Source organism: Sporosarcina saromensis (genome assembly GCF_033253735.1).
Taxonomy (GTDB): domain Bacteria; phylum Bacillota; class Bacilli; order Bacillales_A; family Planococcaceae; genus Sporosarcina; species Sporosarcina saromensis.
Genome location: NZ_JAUBDI010000004.1, coordinates 250,521 through 265,888 on the forward strand (window position 1 = coordinate 250,521; position 15,368 = coordinate 265,888).

Annotated in this window: 15 protein-coding genes and 1 tRNA gene; 14 read left to right on the forward strand and 2 right to left on the reverse strand. The window is 36.9% G+C overall.

Going from position 1 to position 15,368, the window contains the following annotated elements; translation table 11 throughout:
* Window positions 1-76 precede the first annotated feature (76 nt).
* From rph to QT711_RS07230, 7 genes are all read left to right on the forward strand, one after another.
* The gene (gene rph, locus QT711_RS07200) at window positions 77-835 is read left to right on the forward strand and encodes a ribonuclease PH (protein WP_317942982.1); all 759 of its coding nucleotides are present in this window, start codon (window positions 77-79) and stop codon (window positions 833-835) included.
* On the forward strand, window positions 832-1,446 hold the full coding sequence (locus QT711_RS07205; protein ID WP_317942984.1) for an XTP/dITP diphosphatase: 615 nt from the start codon (window positions 832-834) through the stop codon (window positions 1,444-1,446). Before rph ends, QT711_RS07205 begins: the two co-directional genes overlap by 4 nt.
* Entirely contained in the window at window positions 1,443-2,012 is a 570-nt protein-coding gene (locus QT711_RS07210) for a metallophosphoesterase (protein ID WP_317942986.1), read from the forward strand. The genes QT711_RS07205 and QT711_RS07210 overlap by 4 nt, the downstream gene beginning before the upstream one ends.
* 65 nt (window positions 2,013-2,077) lie before the next feature.
* Window positions 2,078-2,151: transfer RNA gene (locus tag QT711_RS07215), tRNA-Arg, on the forward strand.
* A 393-nt stretch (window positions 2,152-2,544) separates the two neighbouring features.
* Window positions 2,545-3,360: a hypothetical protein gene (locus QT711_RS07220; protein ID WP_317942987.1), complete on the forward strand. Its 816-nt coding sequence runs from the start codon at window positions 2,545-2,547 to the stop codon at window positions 3,358-3,360.
* A 15-nt stretch (window positions 3,361-3,375) separates the two neighbouring features.
* Window positions 3,376-3,636, forward strand: coding sequence for a hypothetical protein (locus QT711_RS07225; protein WP_317942989.1), 261 nt, complete (start codon window positions 3,376-3,378; stop codon window positions 3,634-3,636).
* A 50-nt stretch (window positions 3,637-3,686) separates the two neighbouring features.
* Window positions 3,687-3,830, forward strand: coding sequence for a hypothetical protein (locus QT711_RS07230; RefSeq protein ID WP_317942991.1), 144 nt, complete (start codon window positions 3,687-3,689; stop codon window positions 3,828-3,830).
* A 37-nt stretch (window positions 3,831-3,867) separates the two neighbouring features.
* On the opposite strand, the gene QT711_RS07235 is transcribed toward QT711_RS07230, so the two are convergent.
* Complete coding sequence (locus tag QT711_RS07235; protein ID WP_317942992.1) at window positions 3,868-4,629, reverse strand: DUF4393 domain-containing protein; 762 nt, start codon at window positions 4,627-4,629, stop codon at window positions 3,868-3,870.
* Window positions 4,630-4,926: 297 nt separating this feature from the next.
* Between QT711_RS07235 and QT711_RS07240 the strand changes: the two genes are divergently transcribed.
* The 4 genes from QT711_RS07240 to QT711_RS07255 all read left to right on the forward strand — a co-directional run bounded on the left by QT711_RS07240 (window position 4,927) and on the right by QT711_RS07255 (window position 10,521).
* Window positions 4,927-6,192, forward strand: coding sequence for a helix-turn-helix domain-containing protein (locus QT711_RS07240; protein WP_317942993.1), 1,266 nt, complete (start codon window positions 4,927-4,929; stop codon window positions 6,190-6,192).
* Window positions 6,193-6,745: 553 nt separating this feature from the next.
* Window positions 6,746-7,198: a hypothetical protein gene (locus tag QT711_RS07245; RefSeq protein WP_317942995.1), complete on the forward strand. Its 453-nt coding sequence runs from the start codon at window positions 6,746-6,748 to the stop codon at window positions 7,196-7,198.
* A 207-nt stretch (window positions 7,199-7,405) separates the two neighbouring features.
* Window positions 7,406-8,080: an ABC transporter ATP-binding protein gene (locus QT711_RS07250; protein ID WP_317942996.1), complete on the forward strand. Its 675-nt coding sequence runs from the start codon at window positions 7,406-7,408 to the stop codon at window positions 8,078-8,080.
* A gap of 62 nt (window positions 8,081-8,142) precedes the next feature.
* Window positions 8,143-10,521, forward strand: coding sequence for an ABC transporter permease (locus tag QT711_RS07255; protein ID WP_317942997.1), 2,379 nt, complete (start codon window positions 8,143-8,145; stop codon window positions 10,519-10,521).
* A gap of 466 nt (window positions 10,522-10,987) precedes the next feature.
* Here QT711_RS07255 and QT711_RS07260 read toward each other — a convergent pair whose 3' ends face one another.
* Entirely contained in the window at window positions 10,988-11,605 is a 618-nt protein-coding gene (locus tag QT711_RS07260; RefSeq protein ID WP_317942999.1) for a YesL family protein, read from the reverse strand.
* A gap of 372 nt (window positions 11,606-11,977) precedes the next feature.
* On the opposite strand from QT711_RS07260, the gene QT711_RS07265 reads away from it, so the two are divergent.
* The 3 genes from QT711_RS07265 (at window position 11,978) to QT711_RS07275 (ending at window position 15,272) form a co-directional block, all read left to right on the forward strand.
* The gene (locus QT711_RS07265) at window positions 11,978-13,273 is read left to right on the forward strand and encodes a sugar ABC transporter substrate-binding protein (protein WP_317943000.1); all 1,296 of its coding nucleotides are present in this window, start codon (window positions 11,978-11,980) and stop codon (window positions 13,271-13,273) included.
* Window positions 13,274-13,499: 226 nt separating this feature from the next.
* The gene (locus QT711_RS07270) at window positions 13,500-14,420 is read left to right on the forward strand and encodes a carbohydrate ABC transporter permease (RefSeq protein WP_398295747.1); all 921 of its coding nucleotides are present in this window, start codon (window positions 13,500-13,502) and stop codon (window positions 14,418-14,420) included.
* A 33-nt stretch (window positions 14,421-14,453) separates the two neighbouring features.
* A complete protein-coding gene (locus QT711_RS07275) occupies window positions 14,454-15,272 on the forward strand; it encodes a carbohydrate ABC transporter permease (RefSeq protein ID WP_317943003.1) in 819 nt (272 codons plus the stop codon).
* Window positions 15,273-15,368: the final 96 nt, after the last annotated feature.

A 15,368-nucleotide genomic window follows, 5' to 3' on the forward strand; every position in this document is an offset into this window, starting at 1 on the left:
GGTGTCCGGTTTTTTGCTTTGATGAAAATGGTTATGATAAGATGAATGCTGAACTTGAAATGTGGAGGTAGCCGACATGAGACATGATGGAAGAACTGCTGATAGAGGAAGAGATGTAACAATTGAAACGGATTATTTGCTTCATCCCGAAGGCTCAGTGCTCATTTCTGTTGGAAATACGAAGGTGATTTGTACGGCGTCCATTGAAGAGCGAGTGCCTCCTTTTCTTAGAGGAAGTGGACAAGGATGGGTGACGGCCGAATACTCAATGCTTCCACGGGCGACAGGGCAGCGTACGCATCGTGAATCTTCCCGAGGGAAAGTAGGTGGAAGGACAATGGAGATCCAACGTCTAATTGGCCGTGCGATGCGTGCAGTCGTTGACTTGGAAGCACTCGGGGAGCGAACAGTTTGGATTGACTGTGATGTCATACAAGCAGATGGCGGAACGAGAACGGCTTCGATTACAGGTGCCTTTGTGGCAATGAGCATGGCAGTCGCTAAGTTAGTGAGTGAAAAGGAACTGAAAAAGTTCCCAATCCGTGATTACTTAGCTGCCGTCAGTGTTGGGAAGACAGAGGAAGGCATGCTTATCCTAGACCTTGATTATGTGGAGGATTCTGCAGCTGCAGTTGATATGAATATCGTTATGACAGGCGCGGGTGAATTTGTTGAATTGCAAGGGACTGGTGAGGAAGCGACGTTTACTAGGCAAGAAATGAACGCGCTCGTTGAATTGGCTGAAGTAGGCATTCAACGTCTAATCGAAATTCAACAAGACGCTTTAGGTTCCATTCATGAGCAGATTAAACAAAAGGAAAGTGATGAAGCATGAAAAAAGTATTGATTGCCACGAACAATAAAGGCAAAGCAAAAGACTTTGAGGTGTTATTTGAACCGTATGGCATCCAAGTAATGACTTTGAATGACTTAGAACAAGATATAGACGTGGAAGAAACGGGCACGACATTTGAGGAAAATGCGGTGTTGAAAGCGGAAGAAGTAGCGAAACAATTAGGCATCATGGTCATTTCCGATGATAGTGGCTTGGAAATCGATGCACTAAATGGTGCCCCTGGCGTCTATTCTGCTCGTTATGCCGGTCCGGCAAAGAACGATGATGCGAATATCGACAAAGTGCTAGAAGAGCTTCAAGAGGTGCCTGAAGACGAACGGACAGCACGGTTCCGTTGTGTACTCGCCATAGCGGGTCCGAATCAAGAGACAAAGACATTTTCCGGCAGTTGTGAAGGTTTCATTTTGAATGAAAGACGGGGAACAAACGGATTCGGATATGACCCGATCTTTTATACACCTTCGAAGCAACGTGCGATGGCTGAATTGACACCTGCTGAAAAAGGGGAAATTTCTCATCGTGGTGCAGCGCTCGCTCAACTGAAAGAACAGCTCCCTACACTCATGGCATCATTCGGTGAAGTACAATGAAGATTATTGTAATGAGTGATTCTCACGGTGATGTGGAGACGGTGAAAACCGTTTCCACTCTGCCGGCGGATGCAATTTTTCATTGTGGCGACAGTGAACTGTCACTTGACGATCCGCTTTTGCATAACATACATGTGGTAAGAGGGAATTGTGACCGAGACGGCCGGTTTCCTGATTCACTCCTCGTCCAAGTAGGCGACAAACGAATTTTCGTCGTACACGGTCATGAACATGATTGTAAACGGTCGATGCTCCCCTTGTATTACGAGGCGCTGGAACAACAGGCAGACATTGTTTTATTCGGGCATTCTCACTTGTACGGTGCAGAAATGAAAGAGGGGATTTTGTTTGTCAATCCAGGGAGCACTTTGTTGCCGAGAGGTGGCAATGAACCATCGTTTGTGGAAATCGAGTGGGACCACGAAGTCGAGGATCTTGCTTACGAGGGAATTTCAAATGACGTTAACACGTTAGAAAACGAGAAAAAGTTGCGCGTAACCATTAAAAATCTTCAGCTTGAAACAATTCATTCCGTTGAAATGAAAAATTATACAAGAAAGCGTTGACTTTTTTCGAAATCCTGCCTATAATAATATTTGTCCTTTGCGAAAAGTAATCGCAAATTGAACATGTCTCAGTAGCTCAGCAGGATAGAGCAACAGCCTTCTAAGCTGTGGGTCGGGGGTTCGAATCCCTCCTGGGACGTATTTTATCGAAACATGCTTATAAAAGAGTATGACTGGAAACGTTTGAAACCTTGTCGCATCAAGGTTTCAGGCGTTTTTTCTTTTTGTAAAGTGTACGATTGAATAAGATAAGAAATGAAACTTTGGTATACAAAATGTATATTCGGTATACATTAGCTCGCATAGATCTTCACCGAGATTTCCTCATCTCTTTGCTCCATCTCTTTTAGTACATGTGCATAGTTATCCACGTCGTCTGGATATCACCATGACCAAGAAATTTTTATACGGAATGGATGTTGGCTCCTTTGTAAAGCAGCACATTGGTATGTGTATGTCTTAAACCATGCATAGTAATCGATTCAATTTCATTCCATGCTTCTTTAATAGAGATCTCAGAGTCTTTGCTCCCATGACTGCTGTTGACATTGGTGCAAAGACTCCTGCAGGCGCACAAAGAAAAGCGGATGCTGTGAAGTTGGCACTAGAAACACAACTGGCGGAACTTGAGCTGCTGCTTGGCAGCTTACCCGAATTAGAAACAACTGCAAAAGATAATTTAGTAGCGGCCATTAATGAAATTAAACAATTGCTTGCGACGCATTTGGCGGATTTAGCGTCCCAAGAAGTTGGTAAAGGTGCGGATTTAATCGGCTTGCCTGACCCAAATAATATATTTACTTCAACAAATGTTGGAGGTGCGATGCAGGAGCTTTTTACAAATGTCAGTGATGGGAAACAAACGGTAGGTACTGCGATCACTGACGTTGATCCAAATGTGCTAGTACCTACTGAACCTACATTTAATGATTTGGCTATCGCGATTGGTCAGATTAGTACAGGAGTATTGGATGGACTTATAGCTGGTGAGTCGGGGTCTATCTACATTGATAACACTTTAAGCAATACAGAAAAAAGGTATATGACTAAAGTAAAAGAGGTAGTTATGAATGTAGGAGGGAGTGTGAGGGTATCGGTATCTTTTCGTAACCTTAATGCCAATTACTCAGCACGAGCACAGCTATATATAAATGATTTAGCTGTTGGCGAAATATATAGTAGATTAGGTGGAAGTGAACTTACTTTTACAAACGATGTAACTTTTACAGCCGGAGATAAAATACAAGTTTACGCGTTAACTGTTGATGGTAACGGATCTGCTCATGTAACAAAGTTATCCGTTAATATTGATATGTCATCTATTGCTGAAAAAAATTCTATACCTTAAAAAGGAGTGGTAAAAATGAAAATTACGCTTGAATATAAGAACGCCGACGAGAAACAAACTCTCTTAGCTGAGCACTCCGACAAATACCTCGTGGAAGAAAAAAACCTTTTTGAAGGGAAATTTTTAGTGTTTACGGATATTAAACCAGTTGAAATTGAAATTATAGAACTAAAACAAGAAATCAGGATATCTAATGCCAAAAACAATGCACTATCTGAAAGAGCGGATTTCATCGAGGACGTAGTTGCCGAAATGGCGATACAGGTCTATCAATGATTACCCGCTTTTTGTTTCGGCTTTTATTGAAATTGGAAGGAGGTGATACTATGATAGCGATGTTTTTTGCACAACGTGTGATTCTTGGAAAAACGAATTGGGCCGATGTTCCCTCTACGCTTCAGCCAGGAGTGCGTGATGTTTTGGTTGAGAGTGGATTGAAGTTTTTGATTGAGGATGAAGATGGTGCATAAAAAATCAAGGCAGTACATTTAATATACTGCCTTGATTTCAATCTTCGTGTATACACGATTGATAAAACTGTTTCCCGAAAGGGGTAACTGAAAATGAAGATTTCTCAATTCTTGATTTTCCTAAAAAATCAGCCCCTTTAGTTCCCTGAAGTACCACAGGATGTTCAAAAAGTTCATCATATAAATAATCGGGAGTCAATTGATTTGAATCATGCAAGTTAATTAAGCCGAGTCTATTTAAGTTGTCTAAATAACTAAAAATCTTTGTTGGATAGCTACAATTTGCTTTATCACATAAATCAGTAAAGTTTAGAAGCATAGGAAGGTAACTTCCGTCTCCCATAATGATTTTCAAATGAATTGTTGGTTGGTTGTTTTCGCGTATTATTTGTAATAATTTAGCTTCGTCTGGCGTTAATTGTTTAATGATTTCAACATAGGCTGGATGTGTATCATAAGCCTTATCGGAATTGAGAGAAGAAGCAATTAATTTTGCAAACATTTCTCTTAGTTCTTCTTCATCAATATAATACCGGGATGCTTCTAAAGCAGGACCAACAATGCTTATTGTAGGTTCAATTAGTTTATCTTCTTCAATTGTGTTTAATTTATTTGCCAATGAATTCTTGTATGCCAATAAATTAATCTCATTTTCTATACGTTTTTTATCTGCTGCAAAATTAATTTTATTGAAAGCCATGTACCATAAATCATCTAGAGTTTGCATAGGCACCTTACTACTATTGGTTGCTAATGTAGTGGCAAAAGATGTTAAAACAGAGGTGATTATTGGATCCATATTTATCACTCCTTACGAAAGTATTATTGATAGTATAACCTAAATGCACATTCGGAGCATAATGCGTCATAGTGTGTACTAGTACGTATTGATAAATAACAGTATTTAATGAACAATATTGCCTCCTCCATATGGATGGCAATATTGTTCATTAAATACTTTTAGAAGACGTATCTCAAAAGGTTGGAAATTGACAATAATTTACCTATATCTCTATATCGAGGTAGTTTTTAACTTCATTTACTATTATAGTTTGATATAATTATCATATAATGTAGAATTGGAGGGTATCGAAGAATGAAGTTTAGCTATTTACTTAGACTTGAGAGACTACGGCAAAATATTAAACAAGAGGAGTTAGCGAAGGGCATTTGTTCTACTTCTTACCTAAGTAAAATTGAAAATGGAAAGGCCGAACCTAGTGATGAAATTCTTCAATTACTATTCGACCGGCTTAACTTCCCGTTCCCAAATCTTCAAGCAGAAGATCATTTAGAAGAATTAAATAATCAGTTCAAAAAAATTATTGACCAAAGAGATCGTGAATCTGCTCAATTGATGCTCAAAGAAATGGATACAATTTCTTCTGTTAATAATACAAGCATAGATTTTCTACTGATACAAACTCGTTTGCTAATGTTCGAAGAGCAGACTTCCTCTATTGTTGAGAACAACTTATCTCTTTTAAAATCCGTTGAAAAAGATCTATCGAGTAGACAAAAGTTCTATTATTCTCTTGTCCAAGGGTTATATGAATACAATGATAATCACTTTTCTAACTCTCTGAAATTCTTTAATGAAGCGGAAAATCTCTGTTTGCAATTTCCTGTAGATGATTGGGAGAAATCAGAGCTTCATTATGTCTTGTCACTTGCGTCACTATCCGATTACCGTAATATAACTGCAATAGAGTATGCACAATATGCACTAGATTATTTTAATTCTAAAATGCTGCTGTCACGATCAATTAGCTGTTTAATTATAATTGGTCTCGCTAAAAAAAGGATTGGTCAAATAGAGGAAGCGGTCATAACCTTTAGAGAGGCCATGGAATTGCTATCAGATAATGATGCTTCTATTCATCTAGCGCTGATCGAACATAACTTAGGCTTATGCTATTCGCTAATTGGCGATAAAAAGAAAGCTCTGCAATCCTTTGAATCAGCTTTGAAGATGAAAAAACATGCTAACAGTAAAATAGTAACAGCAATAGCCATTTTAAAAGAGTATTTTAAAATGGACAACTCAAAAATGGCAGGAGCTTGGTTGGCAAAGTGCATGTCGCTCATCACGCAAGTTACGCAAAACAGAACTTATTATGAGCAGCATTTAAGCGTTTATAAACTACTATTATCGGACTCTGCCGATTCTCATAAATTTTTCAAAGATATATTGAAATACTTTGATGATCTACGTAACTATTATCATTGCTTCATTTATTGTAACTTATTTTCGAAAAAACTGACCAATCAAAATGAATATAAAAGTGCTACAATCTATTACGAGAAAGCCTTTGATTATTATCTAAAACATAAAAAAGTGAATTATTGGGGTGATTTATAATGAAACGCTTCATTTTATTTCTACTAATTGTTACTGTCTACTATGTTAACAATACTGTTTCTTTGGTATCAATAGAGGACAAGCCACCGATAACATCTCCTGATTTGTCCAAATGAGAACGTCAAGTATTTTTAGCGAACTTTAGGTCCCCTTCTACTTTTCCTGGTCACTTTCCTACTAGAGGAAAGTGACCAGGAAATCTTTTAAATATTAATCTATTAAACTCATACTTTCCCATCTAGTTACTGTTGACTAATTTGATTATTTTGTAAATAATATAGATAGGAACTTGGCCAAGCTTCCTGACGCCTCATGTGAGTAGCAGTGAGTGGTGATTGTGAGTCACTACACTAAGAATCTGGTTATTTGTGGGAGATTCTCTTCGCCTTTTTCATGATGCTTTCATGATGCGTTATAAAATTATTGAAATGAATTTTAGGAGTTAGATCTTATTGACGCTTTGTCTAAAGCTAACAGAGAGTCTTCCAACGAAACAACTTTATACAGCGGTGCATTCACGTAACAATAAAATAATATAAAAAGGAGCATTTTTATGAAGAAATTAAAAGTACTATTATCAACAATATTAGTAGGAGGGCTTTTGCTTACTGTAGGATTCAGTAACGTATACGCAGAAGATGGTGAATTAAAAGAGGTTGTAGAAAATAATGGAGTCTTGAAAAATACATCTCCTTCATCCATTCCCTTGGAGATTAACTTAGATCCATCAAATGTATATGTAAGTGGAGTCACAAGTCATGCTGTAACTCCACGAATAAATTGGTATGATGGTGTGTCTAATAGTTATCATGTTAGTTATACGAATGCATATGGACAAAAACAATTAAGTCGAACATTTACGTCCTATAGTGTAACCGTAAATACAACTTACTATACAATTCCTTCAGGTGAGACAGAATTCACAGGGACTCATTATGCATCTGTGTCATCAAATGCAGGTATGGCTTCAGCTTCAGGAAATATTCGCTTATTGAGAAGAAGATAAATTATTTTAATAGCTGGGACTAAAATATAATTTGGGCATACAATAATAATATTCTTTTGCGCTCTGGAAAAATTATCTTTTAATGTTAATTTATTGTTTAATACTTTAAATACCTTTTCTCTAATTTTTCATTCCAGGATAATAATTTTCCAGAGCGATTACATCTCGTCGCTTCGCCATACGACTGCTTTGTAGGGGGGATTGGAATTGTTAGTAGTAGATCACATAACAAAAAGCTCATTTAATGATACTGATAGCTTTTTATTTGAAAATGTTTCACTATCCGTTCAAGCAACGGAATGGATTAGTATCATAGGTCCATCAGGGACGGGGAAAACAACATTATTAAACTGCATTGCAGGCATCAATCAAATCGATGGGGGAACAATTGAGTTAGATGGCTTTCCCGTACATAATTTAACGGAAAGTCAGAAATCGGATATTAGAAGACTGCAAATCGGGTTTATTTTTCAGGATTTTAAGCTACTACCTTACTACAGTGTTTTAGAAAACGTTGTTTTACCACTTTCTAAGGACAAAAAAAGTGACCAGATAAGAAAAAAAGCTGTGCATTTATTAAATCAGGTCGGGATAAATAAAAGCTATTATAATAGACTGCCATCTGGTTTATCTGGTGGGGAAAAGCAAAGAGTCGCTATTGCAAGGGCATTGATAAATGACCCAAAGTTAATCATATGTGATGAGCCAACAGGTAATTTAGATAATGATAATAAAAAGCAAGTACTTCAAATATTGACGGAGTTGAAACAAAAAGGACATGCTATCATTGTTGTTACACACGATGATGAAGTGGCTTATGAGGGCGATAGACTTTACGAATTAAAGAACAATTCGTTAAGCGAAGTGGTGAAAGTTTTATGATCTCTATGAGCTGGAAAAGAATTCGTAATCAAAAGTCCAAGTCTGTCGTGACTGTTATTGCTATGGTAGCGATCATTCTCCTTACAGCATTTGGTATACAAACCTCTCAGGAAACTAAGCGAATTGTGTCAGAAAACCTAGAGAATTATAGCCGAGGCAGCTATGATTTGTTAGTTCGTCCTGAAGGTGCACGAACTAATATAGAAATAACCTTGCAAACTGTTGAAGAAAATTATATAGGGGATGGGGCAGGGGGAATTTCTATTTCAGAATGGGAAAGTTTAAAAGAACATCCAGAAATAGAAATTGCAGCACCAGTTGCTTCTTTAGGATATTTCACAAGTAACACTGCTTCCATAAGTCTTCCCGCTTTTGACTATCCTGCAAGGTTTGAGTATAGATTTTGGACTAGTGATGGAATCAATGAATACCCTGTATCTCCAAGTCACGGAATGTATTATTTCCAACTTATTGATAATCAATATCAATATGCGATCGATACATACCCGGATTTCAGTAAAGAATATAATATTTTCGATACTGGTTTAGATATTTCCTTTCCGCAGAGTTATTACTTATTAACAGCAATTGATACAGAAAGTGAGACATTACTTACTGGAATTGATTTTTCAGAACTGCATAGAGAACTTACGGATCAAGAAAAAGATAATATAAACATGTTTTCTCAATTTAGAGGAAATGCACCTGTAGTTCCTATTTTGCAACGAGAAAACTTTCAAATCCCTCTGTCCCTCGAGGTGACTGTGGAAAGAGTAGACTTATCCCTTAATGAGCTTTATAAAAAGTATGGGTTATCTAACAACGAATCGATTGTGTACCAACTTCAATTTCTGGAAGAAAAGAAGAGAAAAGAATTTGATAATGATTTACTAGCATTAAAAAGCCTGGATTTAGAAACTTATCACATTGATTTATCGAAGTATCAAAGCCCTTTCGATGGACAACAATTATCTTTAGACCAACACTTCAACATAGATTTATTAGCTCAAGGTGAAGGTGGTACTTTATACAACGATTCTGGAAAATACTATACCGCCTCAAAAATTGATTATGCTTTAAAAGATAAGAAAATGTATGTTGATATCGTTAAGGAAGGTTCACCGCCCAATTACAAAGTAGTAAAGGAAGCGGGGAGTAGCTATTTAAATGAGGGGAAAGCTCCATTTATGATTTGGCAAATGGGGACATTTACTGCAGAAGAAGATAGCAACTCACTTACTTCAAGTCCATTGGGAATATACAGTACAAATGACGTGAAAACGTTAGATGGCACGGTTGTGACACCAACTGTTACCCCTGGAAGTTTTATTGCGGCCCCAACAGCAGGAGTCACCTCATTAGAAGCTGCAAGTTTGATAAAAGGTGATCAGCCAATTGATGCCATCAGAATAAAATTAAAAAATATTGCAGCCTATGATGATGAAGCTCAAAAACGAATCGAAGGGCTGGCAACTGAATTATCCAAAAAAGGTTATGTAGTCGATATTGTTGCTGGATCATCCTTTACAAGTAATAATATCATCGTTGAAGGTATTGGTGAAGTCACGTCTCCTTGGACTACATTAGGGGTAGCACAGTTATTATCCGGTGCCTGGAACTTGGATACAACTCTTAGCATTAGTTTATTTATTCTGTTTGGGGTATTTTGGTTTTTATGTCATCTTGGATTTGAACGGAACCGTTTAGATAAAGAAAATGATATTTTGTTTTATCTCGGATGGCAAAAGAGAAGTATACGTGTTAAAAATATGACTGAGCAACTCATTTTAATCTTTATTTCCATTATATTGAGTACATGCGTAGCCCTCGTTTTGGGATACGGAACTCTAGCATATATCGTAATCGGAAGTTTCCTACTTGTAAGTGTCATTCTACTTACTGTTGTATTTTATATGAATACTAGTCAGAGTAATCGTTCAAAGAGCTATAGATTTTTTGCTAGCATTCAATATTATAAATCATTATTAGTGCCTACGATGCTTGTTTTACTGTTAGCGGCTTGTATAACTCAACTGCAACTGTCATCTATTTATGCGTTATGGGATACGTCCACAGTTACAACATTAGGAACGTTCATATTAAATGAAGGCTTATATATTCGATTACTCATTGTCATTTCCACAGTCCTTTTGAGTATTTCCGTTTTAATAAAAGCAATTCAAGGAATTACCTTGGCGCGTCAAGATGAATTCGAGATGTACCATGTGATTGGTTGGACTGAAAAAATGATAAAAATTCACTTTCTAAAGGAAGTGTTAATCTGGTCAACATTGTCATTAGCCTTCGGCATACTACTAAGCACGATTGTTTCAATTTTAGTAGACATGTCACTAGTGGGCGTTATGATTGGTGCCATTTCCTCCAGTATCATTTATTTAACAATCGTATTCGTAGCCGTTAATTTTAGAAAATATCGATAAGGTAGTATTTAATTACCCGTTTAACTTTTTTGAAGTGAAGAGGGGGAAGCAAGAGGATAGCGCTCGTCCAAAAACAACTCGAAACCTTCTGGACGTATAGTAGTGCGGTGTAACCGCGGTATATCAACCTTCTTACGTAGTTAAAGCAACAGTCTATTAGCGGTTAAGCTTCGCATAATGGACGTCTGCCTTCTAACTCTACGTCAGGAGGTTTTTTTGCGTTGACAAAAAAGAACAAAACGCGCGGAAGGCGACAAGCTTCTACCAAGCATGTCTAATAGACTAACGTCAGTTAGGCGCATCTACAGAGTTTCGTGAGTTGAGCTTGGTTAGATAATTTCGTCCTTAGGTTCATGCCTAGGAAGTATGTAAAGGTCATGATAAATTTTAAGCGTTCTTAAACTTTCGGCTATTTTAATAATCCAATCTGAAAAAAGACTGACGAATCAGTATGACTGTCAGTTTTTCATATTTGTACGTTTTTTCGTGTTTCTATTCGTGCAAATGCCCGGAAACTTATTAATGTAGCTACATAGGCAAAGACACTTCCTGGAAATAAGGGGATAATACCTGGAATGAATGTTGTAATAAAGTAGATCCCTACCGCAGTAGCACCAATCAAAATGACTTCAATAGGGGATGTAATGGCAATTAAGAAAGACTGTTTAATGTATTGAAAGAACTTTAAATTGAAATGTGCGTAGACGGGAAAGAAGAATAGGAACGTTACAGTTCCGGAAATAAGTAAAAAAATTAATATTGGATATAAAAATTGCAACTTACCACTATTTTGTTGTAAGAAATAAAAATCAAAAAAGAAGAAGTAACTAACAGTTAAGAAAAGAAGGCCATAACCATTTACTTTCAAAAAGTCTGCCCGAAATGCATTCCAAAATGCAGGGAATATCTTGAAACTTTCCTCTTCTTTAATCAATTTGCGAACGACTACAAACATAGAAGATGTAGCGGGAAAAATACCGAAAGCAACTAATCCGATAAGTGTAAAGACAATCCAGAGTATATTAATATAAGCTAATTCAATCATTCTATAAGCGATTCTATTGAAGTTATCCCAACCAATCAAATTTCTCACCTCTTGAAGTAACTATATGTTGAAAACTATCTAAATTGCAACCTTTATTAATAGGTAAGTAATGAAAAACCTTAGAGTGAAAGTTTTTGCAATTGCAATTAAAGACGCTTTAGGGACTTGTCTCTTACTAATTATTCATGTAATCTAAAGTCAGATTAACAGTCAATTTAGTCATTTCAGGTTATTTGTTTTACTAGTACTAATAGTGAAGGTCTTACGAATAGACTCTGCTGGATTACTTAGATAATAAAACAGTTTATTGTCAGCGCTTTCATATATTGTGCTATTAGAGGAGGTGTAGAATATATAGTCGTAATTTTATTAGGTTATAGGATGAACTAAAATTCGAAAGGGGTCATTTGGATGAAGAAGTTTCTGTTTTTACTAGTATTAATTTTAATGGGTGCTTTAATTGTTGGTTGTAGCGCAAACGAGGCAGACATAAAGGATAAAGAACCAGAAGAGACCAATGAAGAAGATGAAGAAAAAATTGAGACATCAGGTAAGGATGAACTATCTGGAGAAATAACGGTTTGGGCACATCCATTTACAGGAGACCAAGAAACTGAAGGAGCAATGTGGAAAGAAATCATTGCATCTTATGAACAGGAAACAGGTGTGAAAGTAAACTTCGAACAAATTCCTTGGGCGAATCGTGACCAAAAAGTATTGACAGCTTTAGCGGCGAACAATGGTCCGGATGTATTCTATGTAATCCCTGACCAAATGCCACAGTATGCTGATGTAGGTATGCTTTTAGAGTTAGATCCCTATTTAGAAGGCTTCGATATTGAAGATTTTGTAGATACGGCATTAGTGTCTACTACTTGGAAGGATAAATTATATGGACTTCCCATTCTACAAGAAGCCTATACTTATATTTATAATGTTGACGTAGTAAAAGCAATTGGTGAGGATCCAGAAAATTTGCCTGCAACTTGGGAAGAGTTTGAAAAATGGGCTGCAAAGGCAAAAGACAAAGGATTTTATGCAACAAGCTTTCAAGGTGGAGGATCAATGAATGGAACGTTATATCCATTCCTATGGCAAGCCGGCGGTAATGTTGTAACAGAGGATAACGAAGTTTTGATCAACAATGAAGCGGGTGTAGAAGCATTTACGTTTATTAATAATATGTATGAAAAAGGATGGATACCAGCAGATTCAATTACTGCAATGGAGCATGATGGGCTATGGGAAAGCGGAAAAATGTTAGCTGTGCAAGGTTCAGGCATTTCAGTTAGCCGCTTATTAAGCCAAGATAATTTCGAATTTGTAATTGCACCACCGATGAAACATAAAGAACAATTGACGTATGGAACAACGGGTATGTTTGTGGCACCGGTCAATACAGATAATCCAGCTGCGGCTGCAGAATTCATAAAAGTGATGACAAACACAGACAATCAAAAGAAATTTAACACGGTTACTCAATATATTCCTACGCGTGAATCTGCAAAAGATATCTTTGGTGAACAAAAGTATCTTGAGCAGCTTGCAGGCTATACGCAATATGCATTACCTGGCGTGATCCACCCACAAGGACGCACCATTATGCCCTTGATTCAAGCGGAAATTCAAGCAATGTTAGAAGGGAAGAAAACACCACAAGAAGCCGCGGATGCAGCTGCCGAAGCCGTTAAGGGAAAAATGAATTAAAAAAGCGTTTTTTGGTTACACATCAATGAAACCAACGTACCATTCATAAAATAGTTCGTATAACAAAGAGCTTGATCAGGTAACGATCAAGCTTTTTGTTACTACCTGGCCGAATCAAACTGTCTTAACACAACTACCCCCCTCAAATTTCAACATTCAACTAGCTAAATTATAGAAGAGGGGAACTTCCGCTGAAACAAGTGAAAGGGTGAGTACACTGAGTAATATACTAAGCTCTAAAAAGAATAAGATCTCTCTAGGAAAAAAACTTAAGCGTGAGTGGAAGCGCAATGCGATTGTTTATATCGTTTTAATTCCAGTCATTGCCCATTTTATTGTTTTTCAGATCTATCCATTTTTATTGAGTTTTTACCTAACTTTTATGGACTGGAGAATAATTGGTGATCCAGAGTTTGTCGGGCTAAAGCATTGGAAGTATTTACTGACAGATAAATTGGCTTGGAAGGCTATTTGGAATACAGTCATGTTTTCAGTCTATTATATTCTACCAACCATGGCTTTAGGATTACTCCTTGCAGTCATTATTAACTCGCGTGTAAAGTTCGCGGGCTTCTTCAAGGGAATATTTTTCTTGCCGGTAGTGACGTCATTTGTCATCATCGCAGGGATTTGGGGCTGGTTATTTGGAGGTACAGAAGTAGGGATGGTTAACTACATCCTAAGCTTCGTTGGCATTGAACCACAGTTGTTTTTATCGAACTCTAGCCAAGCACTCGCAGTATTGGCAGGACTTAGTATTTTTAAAGTGGCTGGAACAACGATGATTTACTATTTTGCAGGACTGCAGTCAATTGATCGTGGATTGTATGAAGCGGCACGGATAGATGGTGCTTCATCCTTTAGAATATTTTGGAATATAACGTTTCCGTTATTAAAACCTATTCACTTTTATGTATTGATTACAACAACAATAGGATCCTTTCAAATTTTTGATTCGGCCTATTTACTAACAGGCGGAGGCCCAAGTTACGCAACGACAACAATTGTTTATTATTTGTATGAACAAGGATTTACTAGCTTGAATTTAAGTTATGCTGCGGTATTATCCTATGTATTATTCTCGATTATTTTAATCATCTCATTGATTCAACGAAAATACTTGGGGCAAGATTCCAAACATTACTAAAAGAGTTAATGTGCGTAGAAAGGAGACCGCAAAATGGTTAAAAAGATTATTACGTATATAGCGTTATTTGTTTTAGGATTCTGTTTTCTATTGCCCTTTACCATTATGATTTTAGGATCCTTAAAAGATGTTCAATTTGCACAGATAGATCCTCTGTTTTGGATACCGGACCCTCCAACAATGAAAAATTATATTTATATAATGAGAGACGGTATGTTTTTACGATGGATTCTCAACTCTGTAATTATTACCGTTATTCCGGTAGCTAGTCAAATGCTATTTTGTGCGGTTCTTGGTTATATTTTTGCAAAGAAACAATTTTTAGGTCGAGAAATTCTATTTTGGATTTTCATGGCGGTTATTATGATTCCTCAACAACTATTAATTATTCCTAAGTATATTATGTTCTCTGACTTCGGATGGATCAATACATATTGGGCGTTAATTGTTCCGGAATTGTGGGGGATTATGGGAGTATTTTTAGTTAGACAATTCCTTCAAAGTATACCAAATGATTTGGAAGAGGCGGCTTATATTGATGGCGCTAATGATATCCAAATATTTTTCAAAGTTATTTTGCCACTCGCTGTACCAGTTGTTGCGACAGTCGGTACGTTTTCATTTATTTCCAACTGGAATGATTTATTCCAACCACTAATTTATTTGACGCAAGAGAAAATGTTTCCGATTACCCTTGGTTTAGCCTCTATGCTTGGAAAAGAAGGGAACTTTGGGATTGAAATGGCTGGTTCTGCCGTGTCATTTATACCTACATTCCTCATATTCTTGTTCTTCCAGCGCTATTTCACGGAAGGTATTCAAATGTGTATTTGGCAAGTAGGAAATGCATAGTTTGGCAGTTAAAAATGTAGCTACTTGCCAACATCCATTTTATCGATTTAGTAAAGATTCTTTATGACGAAAACTCTCTCGATTAAATACTATTAA